Annotated in this window: 20 protein-coding genes and 1 rRNA gene; 2 read left to right on the top strand and 19 right to left on the bottom strand. The window is 72.8% G+C overall.

Annotation, left to right across the window (positions count from 1 at the left end):
* Positions 1-258: 258 nt before the first annotated feature.
* A 16S ribosomal RNA gene (locus tag LG324_RS10760) occupies positions 259-1,784 on the bottom strand.
* A 646-nt stretch (positions 1,785-2,430) separates the two neighbouring features.
* Positions 2,431-3,705, bottom strand: a complete 1,275-nt coding sequence (gene tyrS, locus LG324_RS10755) for a tyrosine--tRNA ligase (RefSeq protein WP_404347753.1) — start codon at positions 3,703-3,705, stop codon at positions 2,431-2,433.
* Between the two features lie 112 nt (positions 3,706-3,817).
* On the opposite strand from tyrS, the gene LG324_RS10750 reads away from it, so the two are divergent.
* Positions 3,818-4,864, top strand: a complete 1,047-nt coding sequence (locus LG324_RS10750; protein ID WP_404347751.1) for an adenosine deaminase — start codon at positions 3,818-3,820, stop codon at positions 4,862-4,864.
* On the opposite strand, the gene LG324_RS10745 is transcribed toward LG324_RS10750, so the two are convergent.
* The 13 genes from LG324_RS10745 to LG324_RS10685 all read right to left on the bottom strand — a co-directional run bounded on the left by LG324_RS10745 (position 4,850) and on the right by LG324_RS10685 (position 19,344).
* The gene (locus tag LG324_RS10745; RefSeq protein ID WP_036830556.1) at positions 4,850-5,473 is read right to left on the bottom strand and encodes a DNA-3-methyladenine glycosylase; all 624 of its coding nucleotides are present in this window, start codon (positions 5,471-5,473) and stop codon (positions 4,850-4,852) included. The genes LG324_RS10750 and LG324_RS10745 overlap by 15 nt on opposite strands.
* A gap of 4 nt (positions 5,474-5,477) precedes the next feature.
* The gene (gene argH, locus LG324_RS10740) at positions 5,478-6,923 is read right to left on the bottom strand and encodes an argininosuccinate lyase (protein ID WP_404347749.1); all 1,446 of its coding nucleotides are present in this window, start codon (positions 6,921-6,923) and stop codon (positions 5,478-5,480) included.
* Positions 6,920-7,423, bottom strand: a complete 504-nt coding sequence (locus tag LG324_RS10735) for an arginine repressor (RefSeq protein WP_207024900.1) — start codon at positions 7,421-7,423, stop codon at positions 6,920-6,922. The genes argH and LG324_RS10735 overlap by 4 nt, the downstream gene beginning before the upstream one ends.
* A complete protein-coding gene (gene argF, locus LG324_RS10730; RefSeq protein ID WP_404347747.1) occupies positions 7,420-8,367 on the bottom strand; it encodes an ornithine carbamoyltransferase in 948 nt (315 codons plus the stop codon). Before argF ends, LG324_RS10735 begins: the two co-directional genes overlap by 4 nt.
* Positions 8,364-9,578, bottom strand: coding sequence for an acetylornithine transaminase (locus LG324_RS10725; protein ID WP_404347745.1), 1,215 nt, complete (start codon positions 9,576-9,578; stop codon positions 8,364-8,366). Before LG324_RS10725 ends, argF begins: the two co-directional genes overlap by 4 nt.
* Positions 9,571-10,518 carry an acetylglutamate kinase gene (gene argB / locus LG324_RS10720; protein WP_030529371.1) on the bottom strand — a complete coding sequence of 316 codons (948 nt, stop codon included), beginning with the start codon at positions 10,516-10,518 and terminating at the stop codon, positions 9,571-9,573. Before argB ends, LG324_RS10725 begins: the two co-directional genes overlap by 8 nt.
* A 13-nt stretch (positions 10,519-10,531) precedes the next feature.
* Entirely contained in the window at positions 10,532-11,686 is a 1,155-nt protein-coding gene (gene argJ / locus LG324_RS10715; protein ID WP_404347743.1) for a bifunctional glutamate N-acetyltransferase/amino-acid acetyltransferase ArgJ, read from the bottom strand.
* Positions 11,686-12,090 carry an ACT domain-containing protein gene (locus LG324_RS10710; RefSeq protein ID WP_215514050.1) on the bottom strand — a complete coding sequence of 135 codons (405 nt, stop codon included), beginning with the start codon at positions 12,088-12,090 and terminating at the stop codon, positions 11,686-11,688. The genes argJ and LG324_RS10710 overlap by 1 nt, the downstream gene beginning before the upstream one ends.
* 5 nt (positions 12,091-12,095) lie before the next feature.
* Positions 12,096-13,139 (bottom strand): N-acetyl-gamma-glutamyl-phosphate reductase, encoded by a 1,044-nt coding sequence (gene argC / locus LG324_RS10705; protein WP_404347741.1) that lies wholly within the window; start codon positions 13,137-13,139, stop codon positions 12,096-12,098.
* Positions 13,140-13,462: 323 nt separating this feature from the next.
* Complete coding sequence (locus LG324_RS10700) at positions 13,463-14,278, bottom strand: SDR family oxidoreductase (RefSeq protein ID WP_404347738.1); 816 nt, start codon at positions 14,276-14,278, stop codon at positions 13,463-13,465.
* Positions 14,275-16,824 (bottom strand): phenylalanine--tRNA ligase subunit beta, encoded by a 2,550-nt coding sequence (pheT, locus tag LG324_RS10695; protein ID WP_404347736.1) that lies wholly within the window; start codon positions 16,822-16,824, stop codon positions 14,275-14,277. Before pheT ends, LG324_RS10700 begins: the two co-directional genes overlap by 4 nt.
* Entirely contained in the window at positions 16,824-17,918 is a 1,095-nt protein-coding gene (gene pheS, locus LG324_RS10690; RefSeq protein ID WP_404347734.1) for a phenylalanine--tRNA ligase subunit alpha, read from the bottom strand. Before pheS ends, pheT begins: the two co-directional genes overlap by 1 nt.
* A gap of 211 nt (positions 17,919-18,129) precedes the next feature.
* Entirely contained in the window at positions 18,130-19,344 is a 1,215-nt protein-coding gene (locus tag LG324_RS10685) for an MFS transporter (protein ID WP_404347732.1), read from the bottom strand.
* Between the two features lie 144 nt (positions 19,345-19,488).
* Here LG324_RS10685 and LG324_RS10680 point away from each other — a divergent pair, with 144 nt between their 5' ends.
* A complete protein-coding gene (locus tag LG324_RS10680; protein WP_404347730.1) occupies positions 19,489-21,054 on the top strand; it encodes a catalase in 1,566 nt (521 codons plus the stop codon).
* 4 nt (positions 21,055-21,058) lie between these two features.
* On the opposite strand, the gene LG324_RS10675 is transcribed toward LG324_RS10680, so the two are convergent.
* From LG324_RS10675 to rpmI, 4 genes are read right to left on the bottom strand one after another with little or no spacing between them, the layout of a single operon-like run.
* Positions 21,059-22,126 carry an ATP-binding protein gene (locus LG324_RS10675; RefSeq protein WP_036830533.1) on the bottom strand — a complete coding sequence of 356 codons (1,068 nt, stop codon included), beginning with the start codon at positions 22,124-22,126 and terminating at the stop codon, positions 21,059-21,061.
* 10 nt (positions 22,127-22,136) lie between these two features.
* Positions 22,137-22,946 (bottom strand): TrmH family RNA methyltransferase, encoded by an 810-nt coding sequence (locus LG324_RS10670; RefSeq protein ID WP_404347728.1) that lies wholly within the window; start codon positions 22,944-22,946, stop codon positions 22,137-22,139.
* Positions 22,947-22,957: 11 nt separating this feature from the next.
* A complete protein-coding gene (rplT, locus tag LG324_RS10665) occupies positions 22,958-23,341 on the bottom strand; it encodes a 50S ribosomal protein L20 (protein WP_030529382.1) in 384 nt (127 codons plus the stop codon).
* Between the two features lie 47 nt (positions 23,342-23,388).
* The gene (rpmI, locus tag LG324_RS10660) at positions 23,389-23,583 is read right to left on the bottom strand and encodes a 50S ribosomal protein L35 (protein WP_030529383.1); all 195 of its coding nucleotides are present in this window, start codon (positions 23,581-23,583) and stop codon (positions 23,389-23,391) included.
* Between the last annotated feature and the right edge of the window lie 15 nt (positions 23,584-23,598).

Below are 23,598 nucleotides of genomic sequence, written 5' to 3'. Positions count from 1 at the left end.
GCCCGAGGGGGGAACACCACCAGCATCAAGCCGGCGGGCCCGAACCCTCAGGACCCAACAACGTGTCAGGCACCGCGCCCCATGATGCCCCCACGTTCCACACCCACCCCGAAGAGCGAGCCGTACTAGCGAGGACCACCAGGTCCACGATGCCAGAATCGATGTTCCACCCAGAGCACCCGCTGCCCCACACTCGGGGACAGACCGGGCGTTACATGGACCAGACACCTCAAGAGGCATCCGGCCAGTGCTCCTTAGAAAGGAGGTGATCCAGCCGCACCTTCCGGTACGGCTACCTTGTTACGACTTAGTCCCAATCGCCAGTCCCACCTTCGACAGCTCCCTCCACAAGGGTTGGGCCACCGGCTTCGGGTGTTACCGACTTTCGTGACTTGACGGGCGGTGTGTACAAGGCCCGGGAACGTATTCACCGCAGCGTTGCTGATCTGCGATTACTAGCGACTCCGACTTCATGGGGTCGAGTTGCAGACCCCAATCCGAACTGAGACCGGTTTTTTGGGATTCGCTCCACCTCGCGGTTTCGCAGCCCTTTGTACCGGCCATTGTAGCATGTGTGAAGCCCAAGACATAAGGGGCATGATGATTTGACGTCGTCCCCACCTTCCTCCGAGTTGACCCCGGCAGTCTCCCATGAGTCCCCGCCACTACGCGCTGGCAACATGGAACGAGGGTTGCGCTCGTTGCGGGACTTAACCCAACATCTCACGACACGAGCTGACGACAACCATGCACCACCTGTATACGAGTGTCCAAAGAGAACGACATCTCTGCCGCGTTCTCGCATATGTCAAGCCTTGGTAAGGTTCTTCGCGTTGCATCGAATTAATCCACATGCTCCGCCGCTTGTGCGGGCCCCCGTCAATTCCTTTGAGTTTTAGCCTTGCGGCCGTACTCCCCAGGCGGGGAACTTAATGCGTTAGCTGCGGCACGGATCTCGTGGAATGAGACCCACACCTAGTTCCCAACGTTTACGGCGTGGACTACCAGGGTATCTAATCCTGTTCGCTCCCCACGCTTTCGCTTCTCAGCGTCAGTTATGGCCCAGAGACCTGCCTTCGCCATCGGTGTTCCTCCTGATATCTGCGCATTTCACCGCTACACCAGGAATTCCAGTCTCCCCTACCACACTCTAGTCTGCCCGTACCCACCGCAAGTCCGGGGTTGAGCCCCGGATTTTCACGGCAGACGCGACAAACCGCCTACAAGCTCTTTACGCCCAATAATTCCGGACAACGCTCGCACCCTACGTATTACCGCGGCTGCTGGCACGTAGTTAGCCGGTGCTTCTTCTGCAGGTACCGTCACTTGCGCTTCTTCCCTGCTGAAAGAGGTTTACAACCCGAAGGCCGTCATCCCTCACGCGGCGTCGCTGCATCAGGCTTTCGCCCATTGTGCAATATTCCCCACTGCTGCCTCCCGTAGGAGTCTGGGCCGTGTCTCAGTCCCAGTGTGGCCGGTCGCCCTCTCAGGCCGGCTACCCGTCGTCGCCTTGGTGAGCCACTACCTCACCAACAAGCTGATAGGCCGCGAGCCCATCCCAGACCGAAAAACTTTCCACACCATGACCATGCGGCCTGATGTCGTATCCGGTATTAGCTCCGGTTTCCCGGGGTTATTCCAGAGTCTGGGGCAGGTTACTCACGTGTTACTCACCCGTTCGCCACTGATCACCCAAGAGCAAGCTCTCGAGGTCACCGTTCGACTTGCATGTGTTAAGCACGCCGCCAGCGTTCGTCCTGAGCCAGGATCAAACTCTCCGTTGATGAATACACATCCACCAAGCCCCGCAAGGGCACCCAGTGGACAACTCATACACACGAGATCGTGTGAAACCCGGCTGAGCACGAACAACCAGCAAAAGCTGTTTGTTCGTCATCAACCAAAGGAAAAACTCGGCACCACTCCCACCCCCACCCGAACGGGCAAGGAACGAAGCGATGCGACGAGGTAAAAATTGGCATCGATTCTTGACACGCTGTTGAGTTCTCAAGGTCCGGACGCGCACCCACGAGCACCTCATCGAGGCGATCGCCGGGGCTGTTCCGTGGGAGTTGCTGTCTGCGGCGCTCTCGCTCCGCGGCAACCACTCCAAGTTACCCTCTCCGTTCCGTCCCGGTCAAACTCGCTCCGTGCGGGGCGCGCTGTCCGGTGGGGCCGGCCACGCGCTCTCCGTGCACCGTGGTGCTCGGGTCCTGCGTGGGGGGTGTCAGCTCGGTGGTCCGGCCTACTTGGTGCGGGGCTGGACGGCCCTGCCGCTTGGTGTCCGGTTCGCCCTCTCGGGCTGACGTCGAGAACAGTAGATGACTCCTCGCGCAGAACACAAATCCGCTGCCCCGCCGCACGACGCCTTCGCCCAGAACGCGACGAACCCCGCTGCAGCACAGCGGGGTTCGTCGTCAGATCGTCAGCTCAGGCGCTCGGCGACGCCTCGACGAGCCCCGCCGCGAGGTTCTTGCGCCCTCGCCGCAGCACGACGACGCCGCCCGCGAGCACGTCGTCGGCGCCCAGCACGGCGTCCGGGTCGGAGACCTTGGCCCCGTTGACCGAGGCCCCGCCCTCCCCCAGCGTCCGCCGCGCGGCGTTGCGGGAGTCGGCGAGGCCGACCGCGACGAGCGCGTCGACGAGGGGCATCCCGACGGTCACGGATCCCGAGGGCAGCTCGGCCGCGGCGTCGCGCAGGGTCGGGCCGTCGAGCGCCCGCAGGTCACCCTTCCCGAAGAGCGCCTCGGCCGCGGCCCGCGCGGCGTCGGTCGCGGCCTGCCCGTGAACCAGCGTGGTGACGTCCTCGGCGAGCGCCCGCTGGGCCGCCCGCTTCCACGGCTCCGCCTGCACCTGGCGCCCGAGGTCCTCGATCTCCTCGCTCCCCCGGTCGGTGAAGACCTTGAGGAGGGTGACGACCGAGGCGTCCTCGACGTTGAGCCAGTACTGGTAGAAGGCGTAGGGGCTGGTCATCGACGGGTCGAGCCAGATGGCGTTGCCCGCGCTCTTGCCGAACTTCTCGCCCGAGGAGTCCGTGAGCAGCGGGGTCGTCAGCAGGTGGACCGAGGCTCCCTCGACGCGGTGGATGAGGTCGGAGCCGGCGGTGAGGTTGCCCCACTGGTCGTTGCCGCCGGTCTGCAGCGTGCAGCCGAAGTCGCGGTAGAGCTGGAGGTAGTCCAGCCCCTGGAGCAGCTGGTAGCTGAACTCCGTGTACGAGATGCCCTCGTCGCTGTTGAGGCGCGCCGCGATGGCGTCCTTCTTGACCATCTGGTTGACGCGGAAGTGCTTGCCGACGTCCCGGAGGAAGTCCAGCGCCGACATCGGCGCCGTCCAGTCGAGGTTGTTGACGAACACCGCCGGGTTGGCCTCGTCGCCCCCCAGGAACGGCTCGACCTGGCGGCGGATGTTCGCCACCCACTCGGCCGTCTGCTCCTTGGTCTTGAGCACCCGCTCGGCGGTGGGCCGCGGGTCGCCGATCAGCCCGGTCGACCCGCCCACGAGGCAGATGACGCGGTGTCCCGCCCGCTGGAGGTGGCGCAGCAGCACGAGCTGGACGAGGTTGCCGAAGTGCAGCGACGGCGCCGTCGGGTCGAACCCGCAGTACGCCGTGATCGGCCCGTCGGCGAGTGCGGTGCGCAGCGCGGACTCGTCGGTGGACTGCGCCACCAGCCCCCGCCACTGCAGCTCGTCGAGGATGTCGGTCACGGTGCGCGCTCCTGGGGTCGTCGGGTGCCGGCGGTGCGCCGGCCCGGCCAAGCCTGCCACGCGGGGCGCCGACGCCGCCCCGGGGTCCGGCGGTGCGTCATGCTTGCGGCTCGTGACCGCCCCCGCCCCCTCGCCCCGCCCCGACCTCACGGACTTCGTCGCCGGCCTGCCCAAGGCCGAGCTGCACGTGCACCACCTCGGCTCCGCCTCGCCGCGCATCGTCGCCGAGCTCGCGGCCCGCCATCCCTCCAGCCCGGTCCCGACCGATCCCGAGGAGCTGGCGCGGTTCTTCACGTTCACGGACTTCGCGCACTTCGTCGACCTCTACCTCGCGACCGTCGACCTCGTCCGCACCGACGACGACGTCCGGATGCTCACCTACGAGGTCGCGCGGGAGCTGGCCGGCCAGAACGTGCGCTACGCCGAGCTGACGATGACCCCGTACACCTCGGTCGTGCGCGGCATCCCCATCGAGGCCTACACCGCCGCGATCGAGGACGCCCGGGTGGCCGCCGAGCGCGACCTCGGCGTCGTCCTGCGATGGGTCTACGACATCCCCGGCGAGTCGGGGCGGCCCGCCGCCGACGCGACGCTCTCGCACGCCCTCGACCACGGTCCCGGCGCGCTCGTCGGCTTCGGCCTCGGAGGGCCCGAGATCGGCGTCCCCCGGCCGCAGTTCGAGCCCCACTTCGCCGCGGCGCGGGCGGCGGGCCTGCACTCGGTGCCCCACTCGGGCGAGTCGACCGGTCCGCAGTCGGTGTGGGACGCCCTCCTCCTGCTCGGTGCCGAGCGCATCGGCCACGGCACGTCGTCCGTGCAGGACCCCGCGCTGCTCGCGCACCTCGCCGAGCACCGCATCCCGCTCGAGGTCTGCCCCACGAGCAACGTCGCGACCCGGGTCGTGGAGCGCCTCGAGGAGCACCCGATTCGCGCCATGGTCGAGGCCGGCGTCGTGGTGACGGTCAACAGCGACGACCCGCCGATGTTCGGGACGACCCTGAACCGCGAGTACGAGGTCGCCGCTGCGCTGCTCGATCTCGACGCCGCCGGGGTCGCCGACCTCGCGCTGGCGGCGGTCGACGCCTCCTTCGCGCCGGACGCCGTGCGCACGGCCCTCCGCGACGAGATCCGCGCCTACGCGGCGTCAGCCCCGGCCTGACGCCGGGCGGCGGCGGGCGACGGCCGCCCGGTAGGGGCTGACCGTCGGCTCGCCCGCGAGCCAGAACCGCCAGGGGAACGCCGCCCCGTCGCCGCCGGCGCCGCTCACGCCCACTCGCGGCCCGGTCGCGACAACGGCCGGGTCCGGGGGGTCGGCCAGCACGAGCCGGCCGTCCGTGGCGGGGTCGAGGAGGTCGAGCCCGTTCTGCTCGCGTCCGAGCGCGAGCGTGCGCGTGAGCCGCGCGGGTCCGCGGGCGAGGTCGCGCGCCCGCACGCCGGGGCGCCGCTCGGCGGCGGTCGCGTGGCCGTCCACGACCTCCCCGGCCCGCAGCAGGACCGCCGACGCGCTGCCCTCGGGGCCGGTGACGACGTTGGCGCAGAAGTGCATCCCGTAGGTGAAGTACACGTAGAGCAGCCCGGCCCGGCCGAACATCACCTCGGTGCGCGGGGTGCGGCCTCGGAAGGCGTGCGACCCCGGGTCCACCGACCCGGCGTAGGCCTCGACCTCGGTGATCCGCAGCGTCACCCCCGCGTGGGTCAGGTGCGCGCCGAGGAGGCGCGGGGCGACGTCGAGGACGTCGCCCCGCAGCACCTCGGCCACGCCGGGCACGGGGTCAGCGGGCCCGCGGCAGGTCCCGCGACCAGTCACGGGCAGCCGCGACCAGCGCCTCGACACGCTCGAGCTGCTCGGCCACCCGGGCCGGTGCGGTCCCGCCCAGCGCGGACCGCGAGGCCATCGACCCTTCGAGGCTCAGCACGTCGCGGACCCCGGGCGTCAGGTGGGGCGAGATGGCCGCGAGGTCGTCGTCGTCGAGGTCCCACAGCTCGATGCCACGCTCCTCGCACGCGCGCACCGACTCGCCCGCGACCTCGTGCGCCACGCGGAAGGGGACGCCCTGGCGCACGAGCCACTCGGCGACGTCGGTGGCCAGCGAGAAGCCCTGTGGCGCGAGCGAGGCCATCCGCTCCGTGTGGAAGGTCAGGGTGGCGACCATGCCGGAGAACGCCGGCAGGAGGACCTCGAGGGTGTCGACGGCGTCGAACACCGGCTCCTTGTCCTCCTGGAGGTCGCGGTTGTAGGCCAGCGGGAGCGCCTTGAGGGTCGTCAGCAGCCCGGCGAGGTCGCCGACGAGCCGGCCGGCCTTGCCGCGGGCGAGCTCGGCGACGTCGGGGTTCTTCTTCTGCGGCATGATGCTCGACCCGGTCGAGTACGCGTCGTCGAGCGTGACGAAGGAGAACTCCTTGGTCGCCCAGAGGATGACCTCCTCCGCGAGCCTCGAGACGTCGACGGCGGTCATCGCGCAGACGAACGCGAACTCGGCGACGAAGTCGCGCGAGGCGGTGCCGTCGATGGAGTTCTCGACCGCGCCGGCGAAGCCCAGGTCGCTCGCGACGGCCTCGGGGTCCAGGCCGAGCGAGGACCCGGCGAGCGCGCCGGAACCGTACGGGGACAGCGAGGTCCGCGCGTCCCAGTCACGCAGGCGGTCGACGTCGCGCAGCAGCGGCCAGGCGTGCGCGAGCAGGTGGTGCGAGAGCAGCACGGGCTGCGCGTGCTGGAGGTGGGTGCGCCCCGGCATCGGCACCCCGAGGTGGGTGCGGGCCTGCCCGACGAGGGCCTCGACGACGTCGAGCACGAGCCCGGCGACGACGCGGGCGTGTTCGCGCAGGTACATCCGGAAGAGCGTGGCCACCTGGTCGTTGCGCGAGCGGCCGGCCCGGATGCGGCCCCCGACGTCGGCCCCGGCGCGCTCGAGGAGCCCGCGCTCGAGGGCGGTGTGCACGTCCTCGTCGGACTCGGCGGGGACGAACGCGCCCGACTCGACGTCGGCGCGCAGCCGCTCGAGGCCGTCGAGCATCGCGTCGAGCGTGGCGTCGTCGAGCAGACCCGCGGCGTGGAGGACGCGGGCGTGCGCCCGGGAGCCGGCCAGGTCGTGCGGCGCGAGCCGCCAGTCGAAGTGCGTCGACTTCGAGAGCGCGGCGAGGGCGTCGGCCGGCCCGCCGGAGAACCGTCCGCCCCAGAGGCTCACGGAGGCGGCGGGGTCGGCGTCGGGCGGGGTCACGGGGTGTCCTTCCGGGTGTACGACAGGAGCCGGTCGACCACCTCGCGGCTGCGGGCGGGGCCGGACGTGATGACCATGATGGTGTCGTCGCCGGCGATCGTGCCGAGCACCCCCTCGACCGAGGTGTGGTCGATGGCCGACGCGAGGAAGTTCGCAGCGCCCGGCGGGGTCCGCAGGACGACGAGGTTGGCCGAGTGCTCGGCGGCCACGAGCAGCTCCTGGCACCGGGATGCGAGGCGTGTGGTGCGCTCGTCCTCGTCCGGTGCCGGGCGCACGGTCCGGTCGCCGCCCTCCCCCGGCACGGCGTAGACGAGCGACTTGCCGACCCGGACGCGCTCGGCGCCGACGTCGACGAGGTCGCGCGACAGGGTCGCCTGCGTCACCTCGATGCCGTCGGCCGCGAGCAGGTCGAGCAGCTCGGTCTGGCTGCGGACCGGGGTCGACTGGAGGATCTCGGTGATCCGCTGCTGGCGCGCGGCGCGCGAGGTCGAGACGGTCACGCGCTCGCCCCGGCCTGCTCGACCAGCCAGGACAGGAGCGCCTTCTGGGCGTGCAGCCGGTTCTCGGCCTCCTGCCAGACGACCGAGCGCGGCCCGTCGATGACCTCGGCGCTCACCTCGTAGCCGCGGTAGGCGGGCAGGCAGTGGAGGAAGACCGCGCCTGCGGCCGCGTGCGCCATCAGCGCGTCGTCGACGGCGTACGTCGTGAACGGGCTGCCCTCGCCCTTGCGGTCGTCGGCTTGGGCCTCCTGGCCCATCGAGACCCAGGTGTCGGTCGCCACCGCGTCGGCGCCGGTGACCGCCTCGACCGGGTCGTCGGTGACGTGGACCGAGCCGCCGGTGGTGGCGGCCAGCTCGCGGGCGCGCTCGACGACGTCGGCGGCCGGCGGGTGGCTCGCGGGGGTGCCGATGCGCACGTGCAGGCCGGCGGTGACGCCGCCCAGCAGGTAGGAGTGCGCCATGTTGTTGGCGCCGTCGCCGACGTAGGCCAGGGTGCGGCCCGGCAGGTCGCCGAGCGCCTCGCGCAGGGTCAGCAGGTCGGCGAGGACCTGGCACGGGTGGAAGTCGTCGGTCAGCGCGTTGACCACCGGCACACCGGCGTACGCCGCCATCTCGGCGAGGTCGGACTGCGCGAAGGTGCGCCACACCACGGCCGCGGACTGCGGCCCGAGGATGCGGGCCACGTCGGCGACCGACTCGCGCACCCCGACACCGGCCAGGCGCCCGTCGACGACCATCGGGAAGCCGCCGAGGCCCGACACGGCGCCGACGAACGACACCTGCGTGCGCAGCGTCGGCTTGTCGAAGAGGATCGAGACGGTGCGCGGTCCCTCGAGCCGGCGGTCCGAGAACGGCTCGGCCTTGAGCGCGAGGGCGCGGTCGAGCACGGCGGCCTGCTCGGCGGGCGAGAGGTCGTCGTCGCGCAGGAAGTGGCGCAGGGTCATCGGGTCTCCTCCGTGGCGAGGTCGAGCAGCCCGGGCAGGGAGTCGACGAACATGTCGAGCTGGCCGGCGGTGACGACCAGCGGCGGGGCGAGGCGGATGGCGTCGGGCGCCACCGGGTTGAGGATGAGACCGGCCTCGCGGGCGTGCGCGGCGACGGCCGGCGCCCAGTCGCCGGCGAGCGTGACGGCGCGCAGCAGGCCCGCGCCGCGCACGCCGGTGACCCGCGGGTCGGCGAGGGCCGCGATGCGCTGCTCGAGGTGCTCGCCCATCGCCCGCGCGTGGTCGACGAGCCCCTCGGACTCGATCGTGTCGAGGACCGCGAGCCCGGCCGCGCACGACAGGGGGTTGCCGCCGAAGGTCGAGCCGTGCTGGCCGGCGGTGAGCATCCCGGACACCTCGGGCCCGAAGGTGACGAGCGCACCGATCGGCACGCCGCCGCCGAGGCCCTTGGCGAGGGTCATCGCGTCGGGCACGACCCCGGCCTGCTGCCAGGCGAACCAGGAGCCGGTGCGGCCGACGCCGGTCTGGATCTCGTCGAGGACGAGCAGCGCGCCGGCCTCGGTCGTGACCCGGCGGGCCGCGCGGAGGAACTCCGGCGAGGCCGGCACGACGCCGCCCTCGCCCTTGATCGGCTCGAGGACGACGGCGGAGGTGTGCTCGTCGACGGCGGCCTCGAGCGCCGCGACGTCGCCCCACGGCACGTGGACGACGCCGGGGATGAGCGGCTCGAAGGGCTCGCGGTAGGCGGGCTTGTGGGTGAGCGCCAGCGCACCCGTCGTGCGGCCGTGGAAGGCGCCCTCGGCGGCGACGATGCCGGTGCGCCCGGTGCGCCGTGCGAGCTTGACCGCGGCCTCGATGGCCTCGGTGCCGCTGTTGCAGAAGAAGACCGCCGACCCCGCAGGTGCGTCTGCCACCTGGAGGATGCGCTCGGCGAGCTCGACCTGCGGGACCGAGGTGTAGAAGTTCGAGACGTGGACCAGCTGGCCGGCCTGCTTCGAGACGGCGGCGACGAGCGCCGGGTGGTTGTGCCCGAGCGCGTTGACGGCGAGGCCGCCGACGAGGTCGAGGTAGCGACGGCCGTCGACGTCCCAGACCCACGCGCCGTCACCGTGCTCGAGGACGAGCTGGGGGCGGCCGAAGACCTGGACGAGGGCGGACTCGTAGCGGCCGAGGAGCTCCTCGGTGTGCGGGGCGGGCTGTGCCTCAGGCATCCTCGCCCTCCTCCCGGTCCGGCAGGACCATCGTGCCGATGCCCTCGGAGGTGAACACCTCGAGGAGGATGCTGTGCGGCTGGCGGCCGTCGACGACGTGCGCCTGCGGGACGCCGTTCTCGACCGCGCGGATGCACGCCTCGAGCTTCGGGATCATCCCGGCGTCGACGCGGGTGAGCAGCTCGCGCGCGGCGCCCGCCCGCAGCTGCGACAGCAGCGAGCCGCGGTCCGGCCAGTCGGCGTAGACGCCCTCGACGTCGGTGAGGACGACGAGCTTGCGCGCGCCGAGCGCGACCGCGAGGGCGGCGGCAGCGGTGTCGGCGTTGACGTTGAGCACCTGGCCGTCGACCTCGAGGTCCGGGGCGATCGTCGAGACGACGGGGATGCGCCCGGCGTCGAGCAGGTCGAGCACCGCACCCGGGTCGACCTCGACGACGTCGCCGACGAGGCCGATGTCCTGCTCCTCGCCGTCGATGGTCACGCCGCGACGCCGGGCGCCGAAGAGACCGGCGTCCTCGCCGGAGAGCCCGACCGCGACCGGCCCGTGCTGGTTGAGCAGGCCGACGAGCTCGCGCCCGACCTGCCCGGTCAGCACCATCCGGACGACGTCCATCACCTCGGGGGTGGTGACGCGCAGGCCGCCGCGGAACTCGGACTCGAGGCCCAGCCGGTCGAGCATCCCCTTGATCTGGGGGCCGCCGCCGTGGACCACGACGGGTCGCAGCCCGGCGTAGCGCAGGAACACGATGTCCTGCGCGAACGCCGCCTTGAGCGCGTCGTCGGTCATCGCGTTGCCGCCGTACTTGACGACGACGAGCGCGCCGCGGAAGCGCTCGAGCCAGGGCAGCGCCTCGACGAGGGTGGTCGCCTTGGACTGCGCGACGCGCAGGGCCGCGGCGTCGATCGCGCCGCGGAGCGACTGCTGCTCGGGTGGGGTCATCGGTCCGCTCCGATCAGGTGGAGTAGGCGGAGTTCTCGTGGACGTAGTCGTGCGTGAGGTCGTTGGTCCAGACGGTGGCCGTGTCGTCGCCCGCGTGCAGCTCGACGACGACGCGCACCTCGCGGGCCGTGAGGTCGACGAGGGAACGGTCCTCTCCCACACCGCCGGAACGGCACACCTGCACGCCGTTCATCGCGACGTCGAGCGTCGCCGGGTCGAACGCGGCGGCGGTCGTGCCGACGGCCGCGAGCACCCGGCCCCAGTTCGGGTCGTTGCCGAAGACCGCGCACTTGAAGAGGTTGTTGCGCGCCACCGCCCGGGCGACCTCCAGCGCGTCGTCCTCGGTGGCGGCCGAGCGCACCTCGACGGCGATGTCGTGGTGGGCGCCCTCGGCGTCGGCGACGAGCTGCCGGGCGAGGTCGGCGCACACCGCGGTGACGGCCTCGGTGAGGGCGGCGGGCTCGGCCTCGACACCGGAGGCCCCCGACGCCAGGAGGACGACGGTGTCGTTGGTCGACATGCACCCGTCGGAGTCGACCCGGTCGAACGTCTCGCGGGTGGAGGCGCGCAGCACGCCGTCGAGGGCGGCCGGGTCGACGACGGCGTCGGTCGTCACGACGACGAGCATCGTCGCGAGGGCGGGCGCGAGCATCCCCGCGCCCTTGGCCATCCCGCCGACCGCCCAGCCGTCGGCGTGCACCTCGGCGGCGGTCTTCGCGACGGTGTCGGTGGTCATGATGGCCTCGGCCGCGGCCGCTCCCCCGTCGTCGGCGAGGCCGGCCGCGGCGGCATCCACGCCGGGCAGCAGGAGGTCCATCGGCAGCCGCTCGCCGATGAGGCCCGTCGAGCAGACGACGACGTCGCCGGGGGCGACCCCGAGGGCGGCGCCGACGTGCTCGGCGGTGCGGTGGGTGTCCTGGAAGCCGGGCGCCCCCGTGCAGGCGTTGGCGCCGCCGCTGTTGAGGACGACGGCGTCGGCCCGGCCGTCGGCGACGACCACGCGCGACCAGGTGACGGGTGCTGCCTCGACCCGGTTGCTCGTGAAGACGGCGGCGACGTGGTGGTCGGGGCCGTCGTTGACGACGAGCGCGAGGTCCGGGCGGCCGGAGGCCTTGAGCCCGGCCGTGACCCCGCTGGCGCGGAAGCCCTTCGGCGTGGTGACGGACATCAGCGCAGACCTCCCGAGAGCGAGCTGGGCGTGACGACGAAGCCGGCCTTGCGCCACGCGGCCGACGCGTCGGCCGTGCGCTCGGACGGGACGAGGACCCAGTCGGTGTCGAACGTCGAGATGCCGAGCACGCTGATCTGCGCGTCGACGAGCGGGGCGAGGATGTCGGCGAAGACACCGACCGCGGAGAAGTCGAGCGGGCCGGCGACCTCGACCGCGCGGAACGGGCCCTCGGTGCGCGCGCCGGCCGGCACCGAGGCGCTGGCGCAGACGACGGAGGTCTCGTCGGCCGTGCGGGTCAGGGACGCGAGGGGGCCGGTGCTCCAGTCGAACGCGGGGTCCTCCCCGCTGGGCAGGCGGACCACCGAGACGTCCTCGGGGTGCTCCATGAGGTGCAGGGGCATCGCGCTCACGGGGCCACCCCCGCAACCGGCAGGCCGGTGGTCTCGGGGAGGCCGAGTGCGAGGTTGAGGCACTGGACGGCCGCGCCGGCCGTGCCCTTGGTGAGGTTGTCGACCGCCGCGACGACGACGACCCGTCCGACCCGCTCGTCGAGGACGACCTGGAGGTGCACGCAGTTGCTGCCGAGGACGCTCCCCGTGCTGGGCCAGCGCCCCTCCGGGAGGAGGTGCACGAAGGGCTCGTCGGCGTAGGCGGCCTCCCACGCCGCGCGGACGGTCGCCGCGCTCGTGCCGGGCGTGACCCGGGCCGTGGCGGTCGCGAGGATGCCGCGCGGCATCGGGGCCAGGGTGGGGGTGAACGAGACCGTCACCTCGCCCGCGCCGCAGGCGCTGAGGTTCTGCTCGATCTCCGGGGTGTGCCGGTGCACGCCGCCGACGCCGTAGGGCGACATCGCGCCCATCACCTCGGCGCCGAGCAGGTGCGGCTTGAGGGCCTTGCCGGCGCCCGAGGTGCCGGAGGCCGCGACGACGGTGATGTCGCCCGGCTCGACGACGCCGGCGACGAGGCCGGGGGCGAGGGCCAGCGACACCGCGGTCGGGTAGCAGCCGGGGACGGAGATCCGCGTGGCGCCGGTGAGGGCGTCGCGCTGCGGACCGTCCGCGGTCGGCAGCTCGGGCATCCCGTACGGCCACGAGCCGGCGTGCGGGGTGTCGTAGAAGGCGGTCCAGGCCGCGGCGTCGCGCAGCCGGAAGTCGGCGCCGCAGTCGACGACGACGACGTCGTCCGGCAGCTCGGCGGCGAGGGCCGCGGAGTGGCCGTGCGGCAGGGCGAGGACGACCGCGTCGTGCCCGGTGAGGACCTCGACCGTCGTCTGCTCGAGCACCCGGTCGGCCAGCGGCGTGAGGTGGGGGTGGATGCTCCCGAGGCTCTGGCCCGCGTTGCCGGCGGCGGTGACCGCCCCGACCTCGAGCCCGGGGTGCGCGAGGAGGAGCCGGAGGACCTCTCCCCCGGCGTACCCGCTCGCTCCGGCGACGGCGACACGCTGCGTCATGTGCATGACCATACAGGAGTCGGTACATCCATGCACACGCGGTCCGGGCGCCGACCCCGCACGTGCGGGGTCATCGCTGTCCGCACCCCCGCCCGACCACGGAAAGCCCGCACGTGCGGGGTTATGACTGTCCGATCGGCACGTCGACCACGGAAAGCCCGCACGTGCGGGGTCATCGCTGTCCGATCGGCACGCCGACCATGGAAAGCCCGCACGTGCCGGGTTGTCGACGGCTACGGCCGGGGAGGCGTGCAGGATTCGACACTTTCGTCGGTTCGTGCACGCGCCTGGGGAGCGTGACCCGGGACCCGGGACGCGGTGGGTCAGGCCAGGGGGTCGTCCGGACGCAGGACGAGGTCGAGCATCCGCTCCCCCGGCTCCAGCCCGCGCTCGGCCATCGCCCGCAGCGACGCCGGGGTGTCGACGCCGGCGCGGACGAACCGACCGGAGAACGCGTCGAGCTCGCCCGAGGCGAGGGCCAGCACGAGCGCGGTGACCTCCTCGGGGGAGGTCCACTCGGTGCGCCCGGCGTGCGCCTCCATCGACTCGGTCATGTCGGTGCGGACGACACCCGGCATGAGGTCGAAGGCCCGGATGCCGCGATCCCACCCCGCGAGGTGCGTCGACCCCGTGATGCGCGCCAGCGCCGTCTTGCTCACGTTGTAGGCGCTCGCCTCCGCGCCGGCCCGCCGGCCGGCCCCGGAGTTGAGGTTGACGACCCGACCGCTGCCCGCGGCGAGCAGGTGCGGGGCGACGGCCCACGTCACGAGGTAGGCGCCGAGGACGTTGACCTCGACGGTGCGCCACCACTCGTCGGGGTCAGAGGCGAAGAGGTCGACCTCGGTGTCGATGACCCCCGCGTTGTTGACGAGGAGGTCGATGCGACCCTGCCGCTCGACGACGTCGGCGACCCACTCCTGCACCGCGGCCCGGTCGGTGACCGGCGCGACGGCGGACGAGCCGCGCTCGACGACCCAGCCGGCGTCCTCGAGCGCGTCCGCGACGGCCCGGCCGATGCCCCGCGAGGCACCGGTGACGACGGCGACGAGGTGCCCGCCGCGGCCGGCCTCCTCCTCGGTGTCCGGCTCCGGGGTCACGTCGCCGTCGTCGTCGACCGGCTCGTCGAGGACGTCGGTCACGCCCGCTGCACCGCCCCGTGGACGCGCGCCGCCTCGGCCACCGCCGCGTCACGCAGGGCGGAGACCTCGTCGGTCGTCATCGTGCGCTCGGGGCTGCGGAAGGTCAGCCGGTAGGCCAGCGAGCGCCGGCCCTCCCCGACCTGGTCGCCCTCGTACACGTCGAAGAGCCGCACCTCCTCGAGGAGGTCGCCGCCCCCGGCGACGAGCGCCTCGTGGACCTGCGCGGCGGGCACCGACGCGTCGACGACGAGCGCGACGTCGCTCTGCGCCATCGGGTACGTCGCGAGCGTCGAGGCGCTGACCGTGCGGTCGGACGCCCGGGTCAGCGCGTCGAGGTCCAGCTCGCCGCCGACCGTGCGGGCGGGCAGCCCGAGGGCCGCGACGACCTTGGGGTGGAGCTCGCCGACGTGGCCGAGCACCGTGCCGTCGGCCAGCGAGACCCGTGCGCACCGGCCGGGGTGCCAGGGCATCACGGCGTCGGAGGTCACGACGACCTCGACGGCCAGCGCCTCGGCGAGCGCCTGCACGAGCTCGAGGACGTCGACGACCTCGGCCCGGCGCCCGGCGCCCCACCAGCCGGCGCGGTCGCGGTCGCCCGCGAGGAGCACCGCGAGGTGGCGCGGCTGCGGGGGCACGGCGTCGCGGATGGCCGCGAGCGTCGCGTCGGACGGGTGGATGCCGACGTCCTCGGTCGGGGCCGCCTGCCGCGGGCCGGTGAGGGCCGTGACGAGCCCGAGCTCGAAGAGCGCGACGTCCTTGGCGCCCCGGGAGACGTTGCGGCGCAGCGCGTCGACCATCGTCGACACGAGCGAGGTGCGCATCCACGGCTGCTCGTCCGAGAGCGGGTTGGCGATGCGCACGGTGCGCGCCGACTCGGCGGCGACGTCGAGCCCCAGCGCGACCCAGCGGTCCTCGCCGACGAACGGCGCTCCCCACACCTCGGAGAGGCCCTGCGCGGCGAGCAGGTCGGCGACGGTGCGCCGCACCCGCTGCGCGTGCGTGAGCCCCGATCCACCCGGTGGCGTCGGCAGAACCGACGGGATGCGGTCGTACCCGTGGATGCGGGCGACCTCCTCGACGAGGTCCTCGGCGGTCGTGAGGTCGGGGCGCCACGTCGGCGGGAGGACCGTGAGCAGGTCGCCGTCGGCCGCGACCGTGCAGCCGATCTGCTCGAGGACGCCCACGACGGTCGCGGCGTCGTACTCCACGCCGACGATCCGCGACGGGAAGCCCACCGACATCGGGATGGCCGCCGGCGCCTCGACCGACCCGGCGTCGGTGACCTCGTCGCCGGCCGTGCCGCCGCCGTACTCGACGAGCAGCTCGACCGCGAGCTGGAGCGCCGCGGGCGCGAGCTCGGGGTCGACGCCGCGCTCGAAGCGGCGGGAGGCCTCCGACGGCAGCCGGTGCCGGCGGGCGCTGCGCGCGATCGTCACCGGGTCGAAGTGCGCCGCCTCGAGGAGGACGTCGGTCGTCGAGCCGGACACCTCGGTGCTCGCACCGCCCATGACGCCGGCGAGCCCGATCGGCGTCCCGCCGCCGTCGGTGATGAGCAGGTCCTCCGGGTCGAGGGCCCGGTCGACGTCGTCGAGCGTCGTCAGCCGCTCCCCCGGCCGGGCGCGGCGCACGACGATCCTCTCGCCGAGGGTCGCCAGGTCGTAGGCGTGCAGCGGCTGGCCGAGCCCGAGCATCACGTAGTTCGTCACGTCGACGGCGAGCGAGATGGGGCGCATGCCGGCCTCGGTGAGCCGGGTGCGCATCCACCCCGGCGTCGGCGCCGCGACGTCGAGGCCGCGGACGACCCGCGCCCCGAACCGGTCGCAGCCCGCACGGCCGCGGATGGGCGCGTCGTCGGCGAGCTCGACGGGGTAGCCGCTCGGGCTCGCCGGCGGGACGCGCCGCGCGAGGTCGGCGACGGGGTCCGAGAACGCCGCGCCGGTGGCGTGGCCGTACTCGCGGGCCACGCCGCGCACCGAGAAGCAGTACCCGCGGTCGGGCGTCACGTTGACCTCGACGGTCTCGCGGTCCAGCCCGAGCAGGGCGATGGCGTCCGCACCGGGCACGCAGCGCTCGAGCATCGCGGGGTCGTCGGCGTAGCGACGGGTCAGGACGATGATGCCGTCGTGGTCCTCGCCGAGCCCGAGCTCGCGCTCGGAGCAGATCATCCCGGCCGAGACGTGGCCGTAGGTCTTGCGCGCCGAGACCTCGAGCGGACCCTGCGGGGTCGGCAGCACGCCCCCCGGGAGGATGACGACGACGAGGTCGCCCGCCTCGAAGTTGTGCGCGCCGCAGACGATGCCCTGGGGCTCGCCGGTGCCGTTGGCCGACCCGACGTCGACCGAGCACCAGTTGATCGTCTTGCCGTTCTTCTGCGGCTCCTTCTCCAGCGTCAGCACCCGCCCGACGACGAGGGGGCCGGTGACCCCGCCACCGTGCAGCCCCTCCTCCTCGAGCCCGACGGCGACGAGGGAGGCCGCGATGTCGAGACCCGTGGCCTCCTGCGGCACCGCGACGTACTCGCGCAGCCAGTCGACCGGAACCCGCATCAGATCTCCATCCCGAACTGCGCGTCGAAGCGCACGTCACCCTCGATCATGTCGCGCATGTCGCTGACCCCGGTGCGGAACATCAGCGCGCGGTCGATACCCATCCCGAAGGCGAACCCGGTGTAGCGGTCCGGGTCGACCCCGCAGGCCAGCAGCACGTTGCGGTTGACCATCCCGCAGCCGCCCCACTCGATCCAGCCGGTGCCCTTGCACGTGCGGCAGTCGGGGTCCTCGCCGCGGCAGACGAAGCAGCGCAGGTCCATCTCGGCGCTGGGCTCGGTGAACGGGAAGAAGGAGGGGCGCAGGCGCGTGGTGATGTCCGGGCCGAACAGCTCGGCGGCCAGCCGGTCGAGGGTGCCCTTGAGGTGGGCCATCGTGATGCCCTCGTCGACGGCGAGGCCCTCGACCTGGTGGAAGGCCGGCATGTGCGTGGCGTCGAGCTCGTCGGTGCGGAACACCCGGCCGATGGCCGCCACGTAGACCGGGACGCCGCGCTCGAGCAGGGTGCGCGCCTGCACCGGCGAGGTGTGCGTGCGCAGGATCAGCCCGTCCTGCGGGGGGTCGACGTAGAAGGTGTCCTGCATCTGGCGGGCCGGGTGGTCGGCGTCGAAGTTGAGGGCGTCGAAGTTGAACCACTCCGCCTCGATCTCCGGGCCCTCGACGACCTCCCAGCCCAGGCCGACGAAGAGGTCGGCGATGCGCTGCGACATCAGCTCGATGGGGTGGCGGCGGCCCAGCGGGCGGCGGCCGCCCGGCAGGGTGACGTCGAGCGCCTCCTCGACGAGGATGCGCTCGTCGCGCTCGGCCTCGAGCTCGGCCTGCCGCGCGGTGAAGGCCTGCCCGACGCGGCCGCGCGCCTGCCCGACGCGCTTGCCGGCCTCGGCCTTGGCGCTCGGCGGCAGGGCGCCGATCTCGCGGTTGGCGAGGGCGAGCGGGCTCTTGTCGCCCTGGTGGGCGCCGCGGACGGCCTTGAGCTCCTCGAGGCTCGTCGCGCCGGCGGCGGCGGCGAGCGCGGCCTCGACGGCGGCGTCGATCGTGGTGGGGTCGAGGGCGGCGACCTCGACGGGGTCGTAGCTGGTGTTGGGTCCGGACATCTGTCTGCTTCCACGTCGGTCGGGGTCGGCGGCACCGAGTCTAGGGAGCGGCGCGCCGGTGGCTGGACGGGGTCGTGCCCCCGGGCGCGGGAGCCGGTCGCAGGGACCGGCTGCGGGGTGCGGCGCTCAGGACGCGCGCGACACCGGGCCCGAGGGCCCGATAAATCGCTGCGGAGCGGTGGTCACGCGCCCACCCTAGCCGCAGGGGCGCTCAGTGCGTCGAGCGCTCCGCCGCGGGCTCGGGCACGGGCGCGGCGCCCGAGGGGCGCGCGGGCCAGGCCGAGACGACCACGACGACGAGCAGCCCCACCGCCGCGACGGCGAGGAAGGCGCTCGGGGCGCCGTAGTGGTCCGCCGCGAAGCCGGCGAGCGGGGCGCCGACGGCGCCGCCACCGGTGAGGGCCGAGCCGTGCCAGCCCATCGCCTCGCCGCGCACCCGCACCGGGACCGCCCGGACCGCCTCGTCGACGGTCGCGGTGATGGTCGGCGCGCACAGCAGGCCGGCGACGAGGGCGAGGACGCCGAGCTGCAGCGGCGTCTGCGCGAAGGCCATCGGGGCCGTGACGACGACGAGCGTGAGCAGCAGCCACCGCGAGGGCACCTCGCGCGAGAGCGCCCCGTAGACGAGGCCCCCGACGAGCGACCCCAGGCCCCAGAGCACGATGACGAGCCCGAGCGCCGAGACCTCGCCGAGCTCCCGGACGGCGGCGACGAAGCCGAGGTCGGAGCCGGAGAGGACGACGGCGGTCGCGAGGACGCTGAGCAGCACCGGCAGGAACGGCCCGAAGAGCCAGGTCCGGCGGCGCACGCCGGTGTCGTGGGTCTCGCGCTCGGCCTCGCCGCGCAGGGGCGGGTCGACGAGCCACAGGACCGCCCCGGCGAGCACGCCGAGCACCTGGACCCAGAAGAGCACCCACGTGCTGCCGTACTGCGTGACCGCCCACACCCCGACGGCGGGAGCGGTCATGAAGACGAGCTCGAGGGCGGCGGAGTCCAGCGAGATGGCCGTGCGCCGGTCCTGCTCGGGCACGACGGCGATGACCGCCTGCCGGATGATCGAGGTGACCGGGACGAGGAAGAGCCCCCCGATCGTCGCCAGGACGAGCAGGACCCAGTAGCCGACGAAGGGCGCCGCCAGCCAGCACGCGCCGGAGACGAGGACCGAGGGGCCGACGAGCGCCCGCAGACCGCGACGGTCGAGCAGCTTCCCGCGCCAGGGGCTGCCGAGGGCGATGGCGACGGTCACCAGACCACCGACGAGCCCGGCCTGCGTGTAGCTGCGACCGAGGGTCGTGACGACGTGGACGGTCAGCAGGACCGGGGTCGCGAACAGGGCCAGGCGCGAGAAGACGCCGAGGAGCAGGGTGCGCCGCAGCGACGGTCTGGAGAGGACGCGCCGGTAGGGCGCCAGGGTCACCGTCGTCACCCGCACACTCTGTCACCGCCGCGGCCCGCTCGCCATCCGGGGAACTGCCCGGACCGGCCCCGAGATGCCCTGTCGCTCACGGCCGTCGCAGCAGGTCGGCGGGGTGATGATGGCGAGGGAGGATCCGACCTCGAGAGGAACCCGATGACGAACGACCCGTACGAGAACCCCGACCAGCTCGGCACGCCCACCGGCTCGACCATGTCGAACGGCGCGCCCACCGAGAGCGACGAGCACAGCCTCAGCCTGTCCCCCAACGGGCCGCTGATGCTGCACGACGTGCACCTGCTCGACACGCTCGCGCACTTCAACCGCGAGAACATCCCCGAGCGCAAGCCGCACGCCAAGGGCTCCGGCGCGTTCGGCACCTTCACCGTCACCCACGACATCACGAAGTACACGAAGGCGGCGGTCTTCCGGCCGGGGGCGACCTCGCGCACGCTCGCCCGGTTCTCGACCGTCGCGGGTGAGCTCGGCTCCCCCGACACCTGGCGCGACGTGCGCGGGTTCTCGGTGCGCTTCTACACCGAGGAGGGCAACTGGGACCTCGTCGGCAACAACACCCCGGTCTTCTTCCTGCGCGACCCGATGAAGTTCCCCCACTTCATCCGCAGCCAGAAGCGCCTGGCCGACTCCGGCCTGCGCGACGGCACGATGCAGTGGGACTTCTGGACCAACTCCCCCGAGTCGGCCCACCAGGTCACCTACCTCATGGGCGACCGCGGGCTGCCCCGCTCGTGGCGGTTCATGAACGGCTACGGCTCGCACACCTACCTCATGAGCAACGAGGCCGGCGAGAAGCACTGGGTGAAGTTCCACTTCCACACCGAGCAGGGGGTCGAGAACCTCACGAACGAGGAGGCCGAGCGGATCTCCGGGGCGGACTCCGACTACCACCGCCGCGACCTGTTCGAGGCGATCGACCGCGGCGACAACCCCCGGTGGACGATGTTCATCCAGGCCATGCCGTACGCGGACGCGAAGGACTACCGCTACAACCCGTTCGACCTGACCAAGGTCTGGCCGCACTCGGACTACCCGCTCATCGAGGTGGGCACCTTCGAGCTGAGCGAGAACCCGGTCAACCACTTCGCGCAGATCGAGCAGGCCGCGTTCGCGCCGAGCAACATCGTCCCGGGCATCGGCTTCTCGCCCGACAAGATGCTCCTCGCGCGGGTCTTCTCGTACGCCGACGCGCACCGGGCCCGGGTGGGCACCAACGCCCACCAGCTCCCGGTCAACCGGCCCCTGCCGGAGGTCGAGGAGAAGGCCAACCACCTCGTCTTCGACGGCGCGATGAACTACGAGGTCAAGGGCGGCCCCACGTACATCCCGAACAGCATGGGGCGCGGGCACTCCACGTTCCAGGGGCCGGTCGCCGAGGGCTGGGAGGCCGACGGCGAGATGGTCCGGCAGGCGTACGTCCTCCACGCCGAGGACGACGACTGGACCCAGGCCGGGATGCTCGTGCGCGACGTCTTCGACGAGGCCCAGCGCGACCGCTTCGTCGACACCGTCGCCGGCGCGCTCGGCGGCGTCCGGGAGGACGTGCTCGAGCGGGCGTTCGTCTACTGGAAGAACGTCGACGCCGAGACCGGAAAGCGCATCGAGGAGAAGGTGCGAGCCGGCGAGGGCGACCCCATCCCGGGCGCCCCGGACGAGGACAAGGCGGTCGTCGAGCGACCGCTGCACGAGAGCGCGGCCCGCTGACCCGCTAGCCGACGTCGGGGAACGTGGCCCGGAGGCGTGCACCGCCTCCGGGCGCGTCCTCGACGACGACCTCACCACCGTGGGCCTCGACGAGCCCGCGCACGAGGTAGAGCCCGAGGCCGGTGCCGTGCTTGGCGCCCGCCTGCCAGAACCGGGAGAACACGAGCTCGCGGTGCTGCGGCGCGATGCCGTCACCGTCGTCGCTCACCGTGACGTCGACCGCGGCCGGCCCGTCCCAGTGCGAGCGCTCGGCGGACAGCCGCACGGTCCCCTTGCCGTGGCGCAGCGCGTTGTCGACGAGGTTGGTCATCACCTGCTCGAGGCGGTCCGGGTCGGCCCACACCACGTCGAGCCCCTCCTCGACCTCGACCTGGAGCTGCTCGCGGTCCATCCCGGCGGCCACCCGACGCTCGACCTGGCCCTCGAAGCGGGTGCGCAGGTCGAGGGGCTGCGGGTGGACGGTGAGCCGGCCGGTGCCGATCCGCGAGGTGTCGAGCAGCTCGGTGATCAGGCGCGTCACGCGGTCGGCGTCGGCCTCGATCGTCTCGAGCATGAGGCGCTTCTGGTCGTCGGTGAACCGGTCCCAGTTGCGCAGCAGCGTGCTCGAGAACCCCTTGACCCCGGTCAGCGGCGAGCGCAGCTCGTGGGCGACGGAGGTGAGGAGCGCGGCGGACTCCTTCTCGGCGCGGCGCCGGCCCTCGGCGTCGCGGATGCCGATGACGACCGAGCGGACCGGGCCGCAGCGCCACTCGCGGACGTACTTCGCCGTGACGAGGAGCTCGCGGCCGCTCGGCAGCACGAGGAGCCGCTCGCGGTGCCCGGTGCGGGTCTCGAGGCCCTCCCAGGGCGAGGACAGCTCCCACCAGGAGTCGCCCCCGAGGTCCTGCAGGGGCAGCGCCTCGACGACGTCGCGGCCGACGACGTCGGCGGCGCGCAGGCCGGTGATGCGCTCGGCCCGGCTGTTCATGAAGCGCACGATCCGCTTCGGGCCGACGGCGGCGACGAGCCCGTCGGGGATGAACTCCAGCCCGTTGGCGGCCAGGTCGTCGGGGACCATGAACCGCTCCGTCATGGGTCGCACGCTACCTCCCGGACCCGCCGGACCGCAGCACACCCGCCGAGGCGTAGAGGCAGATCGTCGCCGCCATCGCGAGGTTGAGCGACTCGGCCCGACCGTGGATCGGGACGCTGACGACCTCGTCGCAGAGGGTGCGGGTCTCCTCCGGCAGCCCCCACGCCTCGTTGCCCATGACCCAGCAGTGCGGGCCGGTGAGGTCGGCGTCGGGCAGCGCGGTGCGGCCCGTGCCGTCGGCCGCCAGGGTTCGCACGCCCCGCTCCCGCAGGGCCGCGAGGGTCCCCTCCACCTCGAGCCCGGTGACGACGGGGAGGTGGAAGAGGGAGCCGGCCGTGGAGCGGACGACCTTCGGCGAGAGGACGTCGACCGAGGAGTCGCTGACGAGGACGGCGTCGGCGCCCGCCGCGTCGGCGCCGCGGATCACCGTGCCGGCGTTGCCCGGGTCGCGGACGTTGGTCAGCAGGACGAGCAGGCGGGGGCCGGCGTCGAGGACCGCGCCGAGGGTGAGCGGCTCGTCGTCGACGACCGCGAGCACGCCCTGCGGCGCCTCGGACTCGGCCATCCCGGCGAGGACCTCGGCGCTCACCTCGTGCAGCCACAGCTGCGCGGCCCGGGCCGGCGCGACGATGTCGTCGGCGTACCTGGCCGCGGCCTCGGGGGTGAGGTAGAGGTCGCGGACCCGGCCGGCGGCGTACCGGACGGCCTCGCGCACGCCCTGTGGTCCTTCGACGCAGAAGCGGCCGGTGCGCTGTCGCACCGACCGCTTCTGCAACGAGCGGACCGCCTTGACCCGGTCGGACCGGGGGTTGGTCAGCACTCGGGGGTCGCTCAGGCGGAGGCCTTGGCGGGCTCGCGGGCCGGCTGGTTGGCCTTCGAGAGCTCGACGAGCGCGGCGAACGCGGCCTCGTCGTTGACCGCGAGCTCGGCGAGCATGCGGCGGTCGACCTCGACCTCGGCGGCCTTGAGGCCCTGGATGAAGCGGTTGTAGGTCATGCCGTTGGCGCGGGCCGCGGCATTGATCCGCTGGATCCAGAGGCGACGGAAGTCACCCTTGCGGGCCCGGCGGTCGCGGTAGGCGTAGCCGAGGCTGTGCTGGACCTGCTCCTTGGCCTTGCGGTACAGGCGCGAGCGCTGCCCGCGGTAGCCGCTGGCCCGCTCGAGGACGACCCGGCGCTTCTTCTGGGCGTTGACCGCCCGCTTCACGCGTGCCACGTGAGTTCTCCTTGCTCTGCTTCGTCAGTAGGTGGGGGTGGGTCGGCTCACTTGCCGAGGAGCTTCTTGATCTTCGGGGCGTCGGCCGGCGAGACGAGGACGTCCTTGGAGAGGCGACGGGCCTTCTGCGGCGTCTTCTCGTGGAACTTGTGCACGTGGCCGGCCTGCTCGCGCATGACCTTGCCCGAGCCGGTGATCCGGAAGCGCTTCTTCGTGCCGCTGTGGGTCTTGTTCTTCGGCATGGTGCCGATCTCTCC

It is taken from the genome of Phycicoccus jejuensis (assembly GCF_044797865.1).
Taxonomy (GTDB): domain Bacteria; phylum Actinomycetota; class Actinomycetes; order Actinomycetales; family Dermatophilaceae; genus Phycicoccus; species Phycicoccus jejuensis.
Note: the sequence above shows the minus strand (reverse complement) of the source record. Positions and strands in the feature narration are given on the sequence as shown.